This window comes from Rathayibacter sp. Leaf296 (genome assembly GCF_001423045.1).
Classification (GTDB): domain Bacteria; phylum Actinomycetota; class Actinomycetes; order Actinomycetales; family Microbacteriaceae; genus Rathayibacter; species Rathayibacter caricis.
This window is the reverse complement of sequence record NZ_LMNR01000003.1, coordinates 318153-332089: the sequence shown is the minus strand read 5'-3', so window position 1 is coordinate 332089 and position 13937 is coordinate 318153. Positions and strand designations below refer to the sequence as shown.

Below are 13937 nucleotides of genomic sequence, written 5' to 3'. Positions count from 1 at the left end.
GGCCGCGGCTTCGGAAACTAAGTGCGGGCTTTCGTAACTATTGGTCGGCGGCCGGTCGGTCTCGATCCGGTGCCGGAGCGACGTGGCGGCACCCGTGGCGCGTCATGATGGGCGGGTGGTTCGGGCAATGTCGCTTCGAGTACAGCTCCTGCTGCTGCAGGCGCTGATCGTCGCTGTCGCCGTCGTCGCGACCGGCCTCGTCGCCGGATCGCTGCAGGAGCGCTCGCTGCGCTCCTCCTATCTCGACCGCATGACCGGAGTCGCGCGCTCGGTCGCGAACCTGCCCGCGATCACCGAGGCCTTCGACGACGAGGACCCCTCGATCGTGATCCAGCCGATCGCCGAGGTGATCCGGGAGGCGTCCGACGTCACCTACGTCGTCGTCACCGACCGCGCGGGAGTGCGGTTCTCGCACCCCGACACCGAGCGGATCGGCGAGCGCGTCTCGACCGATCCCTCCGTGCCGCTGGCCGGGCAGACCTTCGTGGGCACGCAGACGGGCACGCTCGGCGAGTCGTGGCGGGTGAAGGTGCCGGTGTTCGGCTCCGACGGGGAGGTGATCGGCACGGCCTCGGTCGGGATCCTCGAGTCGGCGCTGCGGAAGGACTTCCTCGGCCACCTCAGCTGGCTGCTCTGGGCGATGGCGGGCGCGGCGGTGCTCGGGATCTTCGGGGCCGCCTGGGTCACCGCGATCATCCGCCGCCGCATCTTCCGCCTCGAGCCGGAGGAGATCGCCTCGCTCGTGACGCAGCAGGAGACGATGCTGCACCGGCTCTCGGAGGGGGTGGTCACGGTCGACGCGGCAGGGCGGATCGTGCTGGTCAATGACGCGGCGACGGCACTGCTGGGCTGGTCGCCGGATCCGACGCAGCCTCCCCCGCTGGCCCGTGACGTGCTCGAGCCGTCGCTGCTCGAGGTGCTCGAGGCGGGCGAGCGCGAGGGGCGGCTGGTCCTCGCGGGCGAGCGGATCCTGATCGCGCGCGGCACCGGCACGCACCGCGGTGAGCGCACGGTCGGCGCGACCCTCCTGCTCCGCGACCACACCGAGCTGCACCAGCTGATGCAGGACACCGACGGCGCGCAGTCGCTCGCCGCCGGCCTGCGCGCTCAGGCGCACGAGTTCGCGAACACGATGCACGTCGTCTCGGGGCTGCTCGAGCTGGACTGCGTCGACGAGGCGCGCGCGTTCATCGCGCGGCTCGGCAGCGGAGGCCCGCTCGGAGTCGGCGGAGCGATCGCCCCCGAGATGCTGATGGAGGATCCGGAGCTCACGGCGCTGCTCATGGTCAAGAGCGCCCACGCGCGCGAGCTCCGGATCGACCTCGCCGTCTCCGCGACTCCCGACGCCGAGGCCCTCGCCGGACGCCTGCCCTCGACCCTGCGCGACGACGTCGTCACCGTGGTCGGCAACCTCGTCGACAACGCGCTCGAGGCCTGCTCGGCCGGGCACCGCGTGCGCGTGCAGTTCTCGATCGACCGCGAGGACCTCGTGATCGAGGTCGACGACGACGGAGCGGGGATCCCGCCGGAGCACCGCGAGCAGGTCTTCGAGGAGGGCGTGTCGTCCAAGGGCGGCCCCGACTCCGGGCAGCGGGTGCACGGGCGCGGCATCGGGCTGGCTCTCGTGCGCCGGGTGGCGCAGCGCAACCGCGGCACGGTCACGGCGGGGGCGTCGGAGTGGGGAGGGGCGCGCCTCACCGCGCGCCTGCACCTGCCGCCGGTCGCGGCCGTCCAGGTGGTCCGGTGACCGGCCCGCTGTCGGTCGTCATCGTCGACGACGACTCCGCCATCGCCGCCCTGCACGAGCGGTTCGTCGCCGCGCACCCCGGGTTCGAGGTGCGGGAGGTCGCGGGCGACGGACCGTCCGCGGTCGCCGCGATCCAGGCGCATCAGCCCGACGTGGTGCTGCTCGACTTCCACCTGCCCGGGTTCTCGGGGCTCGACGTGCTGCGGGCGGTGCGGGCGACGGCGGGGCCGCAGCCGGACTTCATCGCGGTGACGGCGGTGCGCGACGTGGAGAGCGTGCGCGCGGCGCGGGCGGCGGGGGTGCACCACTACCTGGTGAAGCCGTTCAGCGCGACGGCGCTGCGGAACCGGCTCGACGAGGTGGCGCACGATCGGCGCCTGTTCGAGGGGGCGGCGGGCCTGCACCAGGACGAGATCGACGTGCTGTTCACCTCGGGCGCCCGGGCGCAGGCGCTGCCGAAGGGGCTGAGCACCGAGACGCTCGCCTCGGTGCTGGGCGCACTGCGACCGGATGCGGACGCGTCGGCGACCGAGGTCAGCGTGGCGGTCGGCATCTCGCGGGTGAGCGCGCGGCGGTACCTGGAGCACCTGGTGGCGTCGGGCCGTGCGGCGCGGACGCTGCGCTACTCGACGGGGCGGCCGTCGAGCGTCTACACGCTGGTGGAGTGACCGGCCCCCTGCTGGTCGAGTAGCCCCGAAGGGGCGTATCGAGACCCATCGACCCCCGGACACGCGGATCTCGATACGCCGCTGCGCGGCTACTCGATCAGCGAGTGGACGCGAACCGGGCGCGGCGCCCCAGCCAGGGCCCGGCTCGCTACCACTCGCCACGCCAGCTCAGGCCGAGTCGACCCGGAACGGGGCCTGCGAGGCCGGCAGGCACCGTTCAGTGACCACTCGCGGCCTCCCCTGCTGGTCGAGGAGCGCCGTAGGCGCGGCCTCTGCTGGTCGAGGAGCGCCGCAGGCGCGCATCGAGACCCGCCACTCCCGGGACACGGGGATCTCGATACGCCGCTGCGCGGCTACTCGATCAGCGAAGAGGCGACCTCAGGCCCCGGGCACCGTCGACCCGCGGACCAGCAGCTCCGTCGGCATGATCGTCACGCGCTCGACCGTCTCGCCGGCGAGCAGGCGCACCAGCACCTCCGCCATCGCCGAGCCGAGCTCGGTCGACGGCTGGCGCATCGTCGTGATGGGCGGATCCGCGGCCTGCGCGAAGTAGTCGCCGTCGAAGCCCGCGAGGGCGACGTCGCCGGGAACCGACAGCCCGCGCTCGCGCAGCGCGGCGAGCGCGCCCGCCGCCATCTGGTCGTTGGAGGCGAACACCGCGTCGATCGGGCGGCCCGAATCGAGCAGGCGGTGCATCGCCGCGGCTCCGTCGGCCGGCGAGTAGTCGCCGATCTCGACGCGGGAGTCGTCGAGCCCGGCCTCGCGGACCGCGTCGCGCCAGCCGAGCAGCCGATCGACGGCGGCCGGCATGTCCTGGCGGCTCGCGATCATGGCCGGCTCGCGGCGGCCGAGGCCGAGCAGGTGCTCGGTGATCTCGCGGGCCGACGCGATGTTGTCGACGTCGACGAAGTAGCTGCCCTGCTCCTCGGCGCTGAGCGGCCGACCGCCGAACACCACCGGGAGGCTCGTGCCGAGCCGGGCGTAGGAGTGGTCGCCGCTGTGGTGCGAGACGACGAGCGCCCCGTCGACGTTGCCGCCGAGGAGGTAGCGGCGGGTCTTCTCGGGCGCCGCCTCCGACGCGATGACGATGTTGAGCGTGTACTCGGTGTCGGCGAGGCGGAGCGCCGCCCCCTGGACCACCGAGGCGAAGAACGGATCCGAGAACACCTTCGCGGTCGACTCCGGCACCACGAGGGCGATGACCTCGGTCTTGCGGCTCGCGAGCGAGCGGGCAGCGCGGTTCGGCACGTAGCCGAGCTCCTCGATCGCCTTGCGCACGGCCTGGGCCGCGTCGTCCTTCACCCGGGGCGAGTTGTTGACCACGCGGCTGACCGTGGAGCGCGAGACTCCTGCGAGGGCGGCGACCTCTTCGAGCGTCGGCGCGGCCGAGGCGGTGTCGTGACTCATAACGGGCCTCTCGGATCAGTGATCCGAGGGTAGTGGAGCCACGACACCGCTCGGCGCCCGTCTATCCCTTGACCGCGCCGCTCATGATGCCGGCGATGAGCTGGCGTCCGGCGAGCACGAAGAGCACGAGCAGCGGCACGATCGACATGACCGCTCCGGTGAGCACGATCGAGTAGTCGATGTAGTAGCCGGACTGCAGCTGTGCGAGCGCCGTCTGCAGCGTGGGGTTCGTGGGGCTGAGCACGATCAGCGGCCAGAGGAAGTCCGTCCACGCCATCATGAAGGTGAAGAGCCCGAGGATCGCCATGGCCGGTCGGGCGGCGGGCACCGCGACCGTGAGGAACGTGCGGAACTGGTTCGCCCCGTCCATCCGTGCCGCCTCGATCAGCTCGTCGGGGATCACGTCGATCAGGTACTGGCGCATGAAGAACACGCCGAACGCGGTGACGAGGGTCGGCACGATGACCGCGCCGAGCTCGCCGGTCCAGCCCAGCTGCCGCATCAGGATGAACAGCGGGATGATGCCCAGCTGCGTCGGGATCGCCATGGTCGCCACGACCGTGATCATCAGCCCGTCGCGCCCCCGGAACTTCAGCTTCGCGAAGGCGTAGCCGGCCAGCGTCGAGAAGGTCACGACCGAGACGGTGATGACTCCCGAGACGATGATGCTGTTCATCAGCGCCGTCCAGAACGGCAGGGCATCGAAGACCTTCGCCGCGTTGGCGAGGAAGTTGCCGCCCGGCACCATCGGCAGCGTCTCGCTGCGCGTGGCGTTGGTGCCGCTCGCGACGACGAACGACCACCACAGCGGGTAGGTCGAGCCGAGGATGAAGGCGCTGAGCAGTCCGTAGACGAGGAAGCCTGGGCGGTCGACGCGCCCGGCGCCCTTCCGGCGGCGGCGCGGCTCCTTCGCGGGGGCCTCCCCCTCGACGGGGCGGCGGACCGGGAACGCGGCCGTGGGTGCGGGGGCGGTCATCGCTCGCTCGCTTTCTGGCCGAGGCCGGTGGAGGACAGGAGGGGGTCGGTCGCGGCGATCTCGTCGGCGCGGTCGGCCGAGGAGGCGAGCACGGCCGCGGCCTTCTTCTGCGCCCGCGTGCCGAGCACCTGGTTCTCGACCGAGGCGATCCTCCGCGACACCGCGAAGTTCACCAGCCCGATCAGCACGATCAGGAGGAACAGCAGCCACGCGATCGCGGCCGCCTCACCGAAGTTCCCACGGAAGAACGCCATCTCCCACAGGTAGAGCACGGTGGTCTGGAACTGACGGTCCGAGCCGCCGATGCCACCGGCGTTCGAGACGTCGAACAGGCGCGGCTCGGCGAAGATCTGCAGGCCGCCGATGGTCGCCGTGATGATCACGAAGATCAGGGTCGGGCGGATGTTCGGGATCGTGATCGAGACGAAGCGGCGGAAGGCGCCGGCGCCGTCGATCGCGGCCGACTCGTGCAGATCGCGCGGCACGGCCTGCATGGCGGCCAGGAGGATCAGGGCGTTGTAGCCGGTCCAGCGCCAGTTCACCATCGAGGCGATGGCGACGTGGCTGGCGAGGCGGTCGTTCGTCCAGTCGATCTGCGGGACGCCGATCAGGCCGAGCAGGTTGTTGGCGAGGCCCTCCTGCTCGCTGAAGACGCTCGAGAAGATGAGCGCCACCGCGACCGGGGACACGATGTAGGGCAGCAGCACGCTCATCCGCCAGAAGGTCCTGGCGCGCAGCGACTGGTCGAGGGCCGCCGCCAGGAGGAGCGCGACCAGCAGCTGGGGGATCGTGGACAGCAGGAAGATGCTGATGGTGTTGACGATCGAGTTCCAGAAGAACCGGTCGCCGAGCACCGCCGCGAAGTTGCCGAGGCCGACGAAGTCGCCCTGGCCCTGCAGCAGCTCCCAGTCGAAGAGCGACACGACGAGCGTGTAGACGAGGGGGAACGCGCCGGTGATCGCGAAGAGCAGGAAGAACGGCGAGATGTAGAGGTACGGGGAGGCCTTCACGTCGAAGCGGCCGAGCCGCTGGCGGAAGGTCAGGGGGACGCGGGCGGTGGGCCGCCCGCCCCTCGGCGGGGTCGCCGTCGCCGGCGGGGTCAGTGTGCTCGTCATGGCGCGATCGCTTTCCTCGATGGGAGGGGCCGGTGGGAGGGCTCGGGGGGAGGGGCTCCCACCCGGCGGAACGGTGCCGCCGGGTGGGAGCCCAAGGTGGGAGAGGCGCGTCAGTCGACGAGCTCGCCGAGGAGCTTCAGCGCCTCGGCCCAGGCGGCATCACCGTCGAGCTCGCCGCGGTCGACCTTCTGCAGCACGGGGCCGAAGACGTTCTCCTGGATGAGCGAGTCGTCCGGTCCCTTGTACTGGGCGACGACCCCCTCGGCGCGCTTCGCGAGGATCGCGCCGGTGGGCGAGCCGTTCAGCGACGGGTCCGGCTCGGCGGCGGAGGCGAGCTCCTCCTGAGCGGCGAGGGTGCTCGGGAACGGACCGGCCGCCTCGAACGCCGTGATCTGCTGCTCGGGCTCGCTCAGCCACGAGGCGAGAGCGGCGGCCTCGGCGGGGTGCTCGGACTGCGTCGGGACCGAGAGGAACGAGCCGCCCCAGTTGGCCGCGCCGCCGGGGAACACGTCGGCGAAGTCCCAGCCGGTGTTCTCGGGGTCTCCTCCGCCGGCCTCCACGCCGCCCTTGAGGGTGCCGAACATCCACGCCGGGCAGACGAAGGTGGCGAAGGTCTGGTCGGTGAACGACTTGCCCTTGTTCCAGTCCCAGGCCTTCTGGCCGGCCGAGAGGCCTGCGGCCGCGGCATCGGTCAGCTGACCCCAGCGCTCCTCGAGCTCGGGGTTGCCCTCGATGTTGAGCTCGCCGTCGGCCGTGTAGTAGCCCTCGGGGAGCTGGTTGACCATGGCGTTCCAGACGAATCCGGAGTGGTCGAACCAGGCCTTGCCGGTCGCGTCGTTGTACTGCTTCCCGGCGGCGAAGTAGTCGTCCCAGGTCGCGTCCGCGCCGCCGAGCAGCTCGGCGACGGCCTCGCGGTCGGTCGGCAGACCGGCGGCCTCGAAGGCGGCGGTGCTGTAGCAGAGACCCTCGGGGCCGATGTCGGTGCCGTAGCCGATGACGCGGCCGTCGGGGTCGGTCGCCTGCTCGTACTTCCAGTCGACCCAGTCGGCCTTGCGGTCCTCGATGCCGTGGTCGCGGAGGTCCACGAACTGGTCCGAGACCTCCATGATCTGACCGAGCCAGCCCTCCTCGATCGCGAGGACGTCGGCGAGCCCGGAGCCCGCGGCGAGCTTGGTGAAGGCGTCGGTGCGGGCGTTGCCGCCGGTGTCGATGTTGTTCGGGACGATGGTGATCCCGGGGTTCGCCTCCTCGTACTCGGCGTAGAGGTCGTCGAACCCCATCGCGTTGAACGTGGTGACGGTCAGTTCGATGTTCCCGCCCTCGGCGGCGTCGGAACCGGACGACGAGCATCCGGTGACGACGAGGGCGAGGGTTGCGGCGCCGGAGATCGCTGCGGCGATCCTGGCGCGTCGTGATGCGAGCACGGTCACTCCTTCGTGAGTTGGTGAGGGCATCCCGTAGAGCGCTCTCACGCGGCTGCGCTGCGTCCGTGAGAGCGCTCTCACAAGATGTAGGGCGAGTGTACGAACACTTCTGCGGAGAGGTCAAGAGTTGTGAGAGAGCGCTCTCAAAAAGATTCCGGACAGCGTTGCGGCCGCGAGTCGGGCGCCGGTCCGGGACGTGGCTCCGACCCCTCAGTGGACTTAACACGCACCGCATCGGCCCGACACACGGGCGAAACAGAGCCTTCGTAGGGTTTGTACTGATCAGTTCACTCGTCCCTCCCGAACCGGGAGCGACCCCCCGGAGCGGAGCCCCCATGCGCGAGACCAGCCCGATCGCGGCGCCGCCCCGCGGTACCGAGAGCACGTCCGCGGTGTCGATCCGCGGCGTCGAGAAGGTGTTCCCGCTCGGCCGGGGGCGCAGCGTGCAGGCCCTGACCGGCATCGACATCGAGGTCGCTCACGGCGAGTTCGTCGCGATCATCGGCCCGTCAGGCTGCGGGAAGTCGACGATCCTGCGCCTCGCAGCGGGCCTCGACGTCGCGACCTCCGGCACGGTCGAGGTCTTCGGCGACGACCCGCACCGCCTCGCGCGCCAGCACCGCCTCGGAGTCGCGTTCCAAGAGCACGCGCTGCTGCCGTGGGCCAGCGTCCGCGCCAACATCGCGCTCCCGTTCCAGGTCGCCGGCCGCCGGATCGACGACGCTCGCGTGGACGAGCTGATCCGGCTCGTGGGCCTCACCGGATTCGAGGACGCCCGGCCCAAGCAGCTCTCGGGCGGCATGCGTCAGCGCGCCTCCATCGCCAGAGCGCTCGCGCTCGGCCCCGACCTCCTCCTCCTCGACGAGCCCTTCGGCGCTCTCGACGCGGTCACCCGCCGCCGCATGAACGCCGAGCTCGCCCGCATCTGGAGCGAGGAGCGGATCACCACCGTCCTCATCACGCACGACGTGGACGAGGCGCTCATCCTGGCCGACCGCGTGATCGTGATGAGCGGCCGACCGGGGCAGGTGCGCACCGTGCGCGACGTCTCGTTCGCCCGCCCCCGCGACGCGGTGACGACGCGCACTCCCGAGTTCCACGAGCTGGTCGACGAGCTCACGGCTCTCCTCGACGGGGCCGAGACGGTGCCGAGGTGACGCGCGCGCGCTCGGCGGCCCTCTCCGCAGTGGCGGGCGCCGTCCTCCTGCTCGTCGTCGCCGAGCTCGTCGGCCGCTCGGGTCTCGCCGGGCGGGCGTGGCCCCCGCTGACCGAGGTGCTGGCGTACGCCGCGACCTCCGCCGGGTCGAGCCTGCTCTGGCGCAACGGAGTCGTGACGATCACGGCCGCGGGGCAGGGGCTCGTCCTCGGAGCCGTCGTCGCGGTCCTCGGCGCCGGTCTCGCGCTGATCGTCCCGGCGCTGCGCCCCGGCTTCGACCGCTTCGCGGCGATCCTGAACGCGTTCCCCACGATCGCCCTCGCACCCCTGCTGATCACCACCGTCGGCCGCGAGGACACCCCGCTCGTCATCGCCGCGCTGAGCGTCGGCTTCGTGATGTTCGTGACGATGACCTCCGCCTTCTCGACCGGCTCGTCGGCGCACGCGGACGTGCTGACCGTGCTCGGAGCGAGCCGGGCCCAGCGCCTGCGCCGCCTCGAGCTCCCCCGCGCGGTGCCCGCGTTCTTCGACGGGCTCACCATGAGCGCACCCGCCGCCGTGCTCGGAGCGACGATCGGCGAGTGGTTCGGCGCCCCGCGCGGCCTGGGGCTCCTCCTCGTGAGCGCGATGCAGAACTACCAGATGACCCTGCTGTGGTCGGCGGCGCTGGTCGCGACCGTGGTCTCGCTCGCGGCCTACCTCGTCTTCGTGCAGCTGCAGCGCCTGGCCGTCGGGAGGTTCTCGTGATCCGCCCCGCCCTCCGCGGCCTGGTGCACCTCTGGCCGGTCCTGCTCGTCCTCGTCGCCTGGGACCTCTGGGTCGTGCTCAACGGCTACACCGCCACCGTCGCGCCCCGACCGTGGCCCGTGGTGGGCGACGTGGTGCTGGGCTTCGTCGACTACCTCCCGTCGGTCGGCTACACGCTCGGCGTGGCACTGGTCGGCCTCGTCGGCGGAACGGCCATCGGCTTCGCCGCGGCGGTGCTGGTCTGGTCCTCGACCGCGGTGGCGGGCGTCGTCACTCCGGCCGCGCTCATCATCCGCTCGGTGCCGATCACCGCGATGATCCCGATCATCGCCCGGATCGTCGGCTACGGCGACCCGGCGGTGATCACCTCGACGGTGCTGATCTGCTTCTTCCCCGCGTTCGTCTTCACCCTCTCGGGGCTCACCTCGATCCCCTCCGCCGGTCGCGACCTGTTCGCGGTGCTCGGCGCCGGCAAGGTGCAGGTGCTGAGGCGGCTCGGCGTCCTGCACGCCCTGCCCCAGCTCATGGTGTCGGTCCGCATCACCGCACCCACCGCGGTGCTCGGAGCGATGCTCGCCGAGTTCCTGATGGGCGCGCACGGACTGGGCGCGCTCTTCTCGGAGTCGCGGAGCTACATGGACATGGAGCGCTCGTGGGGCGTCGCGCTGGTCGCGACCGTCCTCTCGGTGCTCGTGTTCCTGGCCGCCCGCGGACTCGAGCACCGCGTCGTCGCCCGCGTGGGCTGACGTCCTCGGCACCCCCTCCGCCCGTTCCTCTTCCTCCCCTCCCGCAGTCTTCCGAAGGAGTCCCATGTCCCGATCCATCCCGCCCCGCCTGCTCCGCACCGCCGGCATCGGCCTCGTCGCCGCCACCGCGGCCGCCCTCGCGGGCTGCTCGTCGTCCGACGGCTCCGCGGCCGCGGCCGACGACCTCACCACCGTCCGCGTCTCACTCGGCTGGATCACCAACGTCGAGTGGGCGGGCTTCTGGCTCGCCGACGCCAACGGCTACTACGAGGACGAGGGCCTGGACATCGAGTGGATCGGCGGCGGGCCCAACGCGCCGACCACCATGGCCACCGTCGCCGCAGGAGACGCCGACCTCGGCATCCAGCCCGGAGCGCAGGCGTGGCTCGCGAGCTTCGCCGACGGCAACGACTGGACCGCGGTCGGGACCGTCTACCAGGACAGCCCCTCCTCAATCGTCTCGCTGGCCGACGACCCGGTCACCTCGGCCGAGGACCTCGTGGGCAAGACGGTGCTGGGCCAGGAGGGCACGCAGATCGACTACGACGCCGTCTTCCGCGTCGCCGGCCTCGAGCCCGACTACGAGTTCCTCCCGGCGGGCTTCGACATCGCCCCGCTGGTCGAGGGACAGGGCGTCGCCTACACCGCCTACGCCACGAACCAGCCGATCATGCTCGAGGAGCAGTACGACCTCGCTCCCGACGACTACGTCGTGACCCTCTACTCGGACCTCGGTCTGCCCACCTACGGCAACATCATCTACGGCGACTCGGCCTACGTCGAGGACAACGCCGACGTCATGGAGGGCTTCCTCGCGGCGTCGCTCCGCGGCTGGGAGGAGAACGGCGAGGACCCGGCCGTCGGCGCGCAGCTCTCGGTCGACGAGTACGGCGCCGACCTCGGACTCGACCTCGTGCAGCAGACGCGCGAGAACGAGCTGCAGCAGCCGCTCGTGGTCGGCACGACGGGCGACCCGCTGCTCTGGATGAGCGAGGCGCGCCTGCGCGACGAGATGTACCCGGGGCTCGAGGCCGCCGGCTACGAGGACCTCCCCGACCCCGCGGAGTACCTCGACATGTCCTACCTCGAGGCCGCTGCGGCGCGGGTCGAGTGACCGCCGTGACCGACACGATGAGCACCGTCGCGACTGGCTCCGCCCCCCTCCGCGACCTGCGAGCCCTGCCCAAGGGGCACCTCCACCTGCACATGGAGGCGTCCGTCCGACCCGCCACCCTGGAGTCGATGGCCGCCGCCCTCGGCATCGCAGCACCCGAGACCACGGTCTTCAGCGGATTCACGCAGTTCGACGTCGTCTACCGCACCCTCCTCGCGGTCCTGCAGGAGCCGGAGCACCTGGCGCGGCTGATCGACGAGATCTTCGAGGACCAGGCGGCCGACGGCGTGGTCTACCTCGAGCTCGGCGTCGATCCGTCCTTCTACGTCGAGCGCTACGGCTCGCACGCGGCGGCGCTGGAGGTCATGCTCGAGCACGCGCACCGCTCCTCCGAACGGCACGGAGTCGCCTTCGGCTTCATGGTGACGATCGACCGCACGGGGAGCGTCGAGGACTCCCTCCTGGTCGCGCGCGCGGCGGTCGGCGCAGCCGGTCGCGGAGTGGTCTCGCTGGGACTGGCGAGCGACGAGCGCGGACATCCCGGAGCGGCGTTCGCCGACGCGTTCGCGCTGGCGCGAGCGGCAGGGCTGCAGTCGACGCCGCACGCGGGCGAGCTGGTGGGGCCCGAGTCGATCCGGGAGGCGCTCGACGTGCTCCACGCCGACCGCATCCTGCACGGCGTCCGCGCCGTCGAGGACCCGGCACTCGTCGCCGAGCTGGCCGAGCGCGGGATCCCGCTCGACGTCTGCCCGACCTCGAACCTGCTGCTCGACGTGGTCGAGTCGCTCGACGCCCATCCGCTGCCCGCTCTGCTCGCGGCGGGAGTGCGCTGCTCGATCAACGCCGACGACCCGATCATCTTCGGACCGCAGATCCTGTCGGAGTACGAGCTGTGCCGCGCGACGCTCGGGCTGAGCGACGAGCAGCTCGCGGCGTGCGCGTGGACGTCGATCGAGACGACCGCGGCCCCGGACGCGCTCAAGCAGGAGGCCCGGCGCCGCATCGACGCCTGGCTGGCCTGACCTCGAGGGCCGGCCGCGGTGCAGTCGCCTCGGAGCGCGGAGGCCGTCCGCTCGAGCAGTAGGGTCGGACGAGTGGCGGGGCGATCGGAGCGGGACAGACTGCTCGAACTGGTCGTGGACAGGATCCTCGACGAGAGCATGATCCAGATGAGCCTCAGCGGGATCGCCCGCAGCATCGGCTCGAACAACCGCATGCTGCTGTACTACTTCGCCTCCCGCGAGGATCTGCTCGACGAGGCCGCCGTGCGCGCCTTCGACCGGTTCCCCCTGCTGCGCGACCTGTTCGTGCACCTCGCCGGCCCCGGCGGCCTCGAGACCCGGCTGCTGCGCGCGTGGCACGACCTCTCGCTCCCGGAGCACCTGCCCTATCTGCGGCTCTACTTCCAGCAGCTGGGCACGGCCGTGCACGAGGGGCACGCCTGGGCGCCGTTCCTGGCCCGTTCGGCGACGCAGTGGCTCGAGTCGCTCGGCACGCAGCTGCTGGCCGACGGCTTCGGGCCCGAGCGGAGCCGCACCGCGGCGATCGAGATCCTGTCGCTCTGGCGGGGCCTGCAGATCCTGCTCCTGACGGGGGCTCCCGCGGCCGAGCTCGATGCGAGCTACGCGCTTCGGGTGCGCTCGCTCGTCGCCGAGCTCGACGCGGGCCGCTGATCCGCGGCTGTCCCGCACCCCTGGACGCAGACCGTTCCCCGACTGTGACGTGCCGGAAACATCGCTCGCCTACCTTTGAACTGATCGGTTCACTCGAACCGGCGACGACGACGCGAGGAGACGCGATGACAGAGCGCTGGAAGATCGGGATGTTCCAGTCCGCGATGCTGATGGGCTCGTGGCGCCTGCCCGAGAACACGTCCACCCGGTTCCTCGAGCTCGACCACTGGATCCGGATGGCGAAGCGCTGCGAGGAGGCGGGGGTCGACTTCCTGTTCATGGCCGACGACTACGGCTACCCGGTCGTGAACGACTCGGTCCCGGACGCCGCGATCCGCAACGGGATCCAGGTGCCCAAGGCCGATCCGTCGATGATCCTGCCCGCCCTCGCCGCGGTCACCGAGCGGCTCGGCCTGGTGACCACGCAGTCGACCTCGGTCGAGAAGCCCCCCATGGTGGCCCGCAAGCTCGCGACCCTCGACCACATGACCCGGGGGCGCATCGGCTGGAACATCGTCACCGGTGCCGGCCAGAACGCCTCGGCCCGGCTCTTCGGCGCTCCGATGATCGAGCACGACCTGCGCTACGAGATCGCGGCCGATCACGTCGAGCTCACCCTCAAGCTCTGGGAGTGCTGCTGGGACGACGACGCGATCATCGTCGACCGCGAGGGCGGTGTCTACGCCGACCCGTCGAAGGTGCGCGAGATCGAGCACGACGGGCCCCACTTCCGCAGCAAGGGCCTGCTGAACGTGCCGCCCGGGCCGCAGCGGACCCCGATGCTCTTCCAGGCCGGGGCCTCCGGACCGGGCCGCGATCTCGCGGCGAAGTACGCCGAGGGCGTGTTCCTGGCGGCCGAGATCGCCAAGATGGCCGAGCAGATCACCGACATCCGCCGCCGCGCGGAGTCGTTCGGCCGGGACCCGGCGAGCATCGCGTGCCTGCAGGCCGGCACCTTCATCGTCGCCCCGACCAGCGCGCAGGCGCAGGAGCTGCGCGAGCGGCAGGTCGCGAGCCGGACCCTCGACGAGGCCGCGGCCTCCTACGCCTTCTACACCGGCGTCGACCTCTCGGTCATGGACCCCGACAAGCCGATCGACCCGTCGACCGTGTCGCAGACCGGCCGCACCAACCTCGAGCGCTTCCTGGGACCCGGTGCGCCCA

The 13937-nt window shown here is 71.5% G+C and carries 13 protein-coding genes; 9 read left to right on the top strand and 4 right to left on the bottom strand.

Annotated features, from left to right (window positions below; all coding sequences use genetic code 11):
* The first annotated feature begins 127 nt into the window (after positions 1-127).
* Together ASF46_RS18030 and ASF46_RS18025 are read left to right on the top strand one after the other, a co-directional pair.
* A complete protein-coding gene (locus tag ASF46_RS18030; RefSeq protein WP_056868893.1) occupies positions 128-1747 on the top strand; it encodes an ATP-binding protein in 1620 nt (539 codons plus the stop codon).
* Positions 1744-2415, top strand: a complete 672-nt coding sequence (locus ASF46_RS18025; protein ID WP_200919763.1) for a response regulator — start codon at positions 1744-1746, stop codon at positions 2413-2415. Before ASF46_RS18030 ends, ASF46_RS18025 begins: the two co-directional genes overlap by 4 nt.
* Before the next feature lie 378 nt (positions 2416-2793).
* On the opposite strand, the gene ASF46_RS18020 is transcribed toward ASF46_RS18025, so the two are convergent.
* The 4 genes from ASF46_RS18020 to ASF46_RS18005 form a co-directional block, all read right to left on the bottom strand.
* Entirely contained in the window at positions 2794-3822 is a 1029-nt protein-coding gene (locus tag ASF46_RS18020; protein WP_056868892.1) for a LacI family DNA-binding transcriptional regulator, read from the bottom strand.
* Positions 3823-3883: 61 nt separating this feature from the next.
* Positions 3884-4798 (bottom strand): carbohydrate ABC transporter permease, encoded by a 915-nt coding sequence (locus ASF46_RS18015; RefSeq protein ID WP_056868891.1) that lies wholly within the window; start codon positions 4796-4798, stop codon positions 3884-3886.
* Positions 4795-5913 carry a carbohydrate ABC transporter permease gene (locus ASF46_RS18010; protein ID WP_056868890.1) on the bottom strand — a complete coding sequence of 373 codons (1119 nt, stop codon included), beginning with the start codon at positions 5911-5913 and terminating at the stop codon, positions 4795-4797. The genes ASF46_RS18015 and ASF46_RS18010 overlap by 4 nt, the downstream gene beginning before the upstream one ends.
* A gap of 110 nt (positions 5914-6023) precedes the next feature.
* Entirely contained in the window at positions 6024-7337 is a 1314-nt protein-coding gene (locus tag ASF46_RS18005; protein ID WP_235577018.1) for an ABC transporter substrate-binding protein, read from the bottom strand.
* Between the two features lie 335 nt (positions 7338-7672).
* Here ASF46_RS18005 and ASF46_RS18000 point away from each other — a divergent pair, with 335 nt between their 5' ends.
* The 7 genes from ASF46_RS18000 to ASF46_RS17970 all read left to right on the top strand — a co-directional run.
* Positions 7673-8494 carry an ABC transporter ATP-binding protein gene (locus ASF46_RS18000; protein WP_056868888.1) on the top strand — a complete coding sequence of 274 codons (822 nt, stop codon included), beginning with the start codon at positions 7673-7675 and terminating at the stop codon, positions 8492-8494.
* Positions 8491-9240 (top strand): ABC transporter permease, encoded by a 750-nt coding sequence (locus tag ASF46_RS17995; protein ID WP_055784712.1) that lies wholly within the window; start codon positions 8491-8493, stop codon positions 9238-9240. Before ASF46_RS18000 ends, ASF46_RS17995 begins: the two co-directional genes overlap by 4 nt.
* Positions 9237-9986, top strand: a complete 750-nt coding sequence (locus ASF46_RS17990; RefSeq protein WP_056868887.1) for an ABC transporter permease — start codon at positions 9237-9239, stop codon at positions 9984-9986. The genes ASF46_RS17995 and ASF46_RS17990 overlap by 4 nt, the downstream gene beginning before the upstream one ends.
* Before the next feature lie 64 nt (positions 9987-10050).
* Positions 10051-11100 carry an ABC transporter substrate-binding protein gene (locus ASF46_RS17985; protein WP_056868886.1) on the top strand — a complete coding sequence of 350 codons (1050 nt, stop codon included), beginning with the start codon at positions 10051-10053 and terminating at the stop codon, positions 11098-11100.
* Between the two features lie 5 nt (positions 11101-11105).
* Entirely contained in the window at positions 11106-12122 is a 1017-nt protein-coding gene (gene add, locus ASF46_RS17980) for an adenosine deaminase (protein ID WP_200919762.1), read from the top strand.
* A gap of 72 nt (positions 12123-12194) precedes the next feature.
* Positions 12195-12773 carry a TetR/AcrR family transcriptional regulator gene (locus ASF46_RS17975; protein ID WP_157602767.1) on the top strand — a complete coding sequence of 193 codons (579 nt, stop codon included), beginning with the start codon at positions 12195-12197 and terminating at the stop codon, positions 12771-12773.
* 125 nt (positions 12774-12898) lie between these two features.
* Positions 12899-13937: NtaA/DmoA family FMN-dependent monooxygenase (locus ASF46_RS17970; protein WP_082485655.1), on the top strand; the 1039-nt coding region annotated here is incomplete at its 3' end.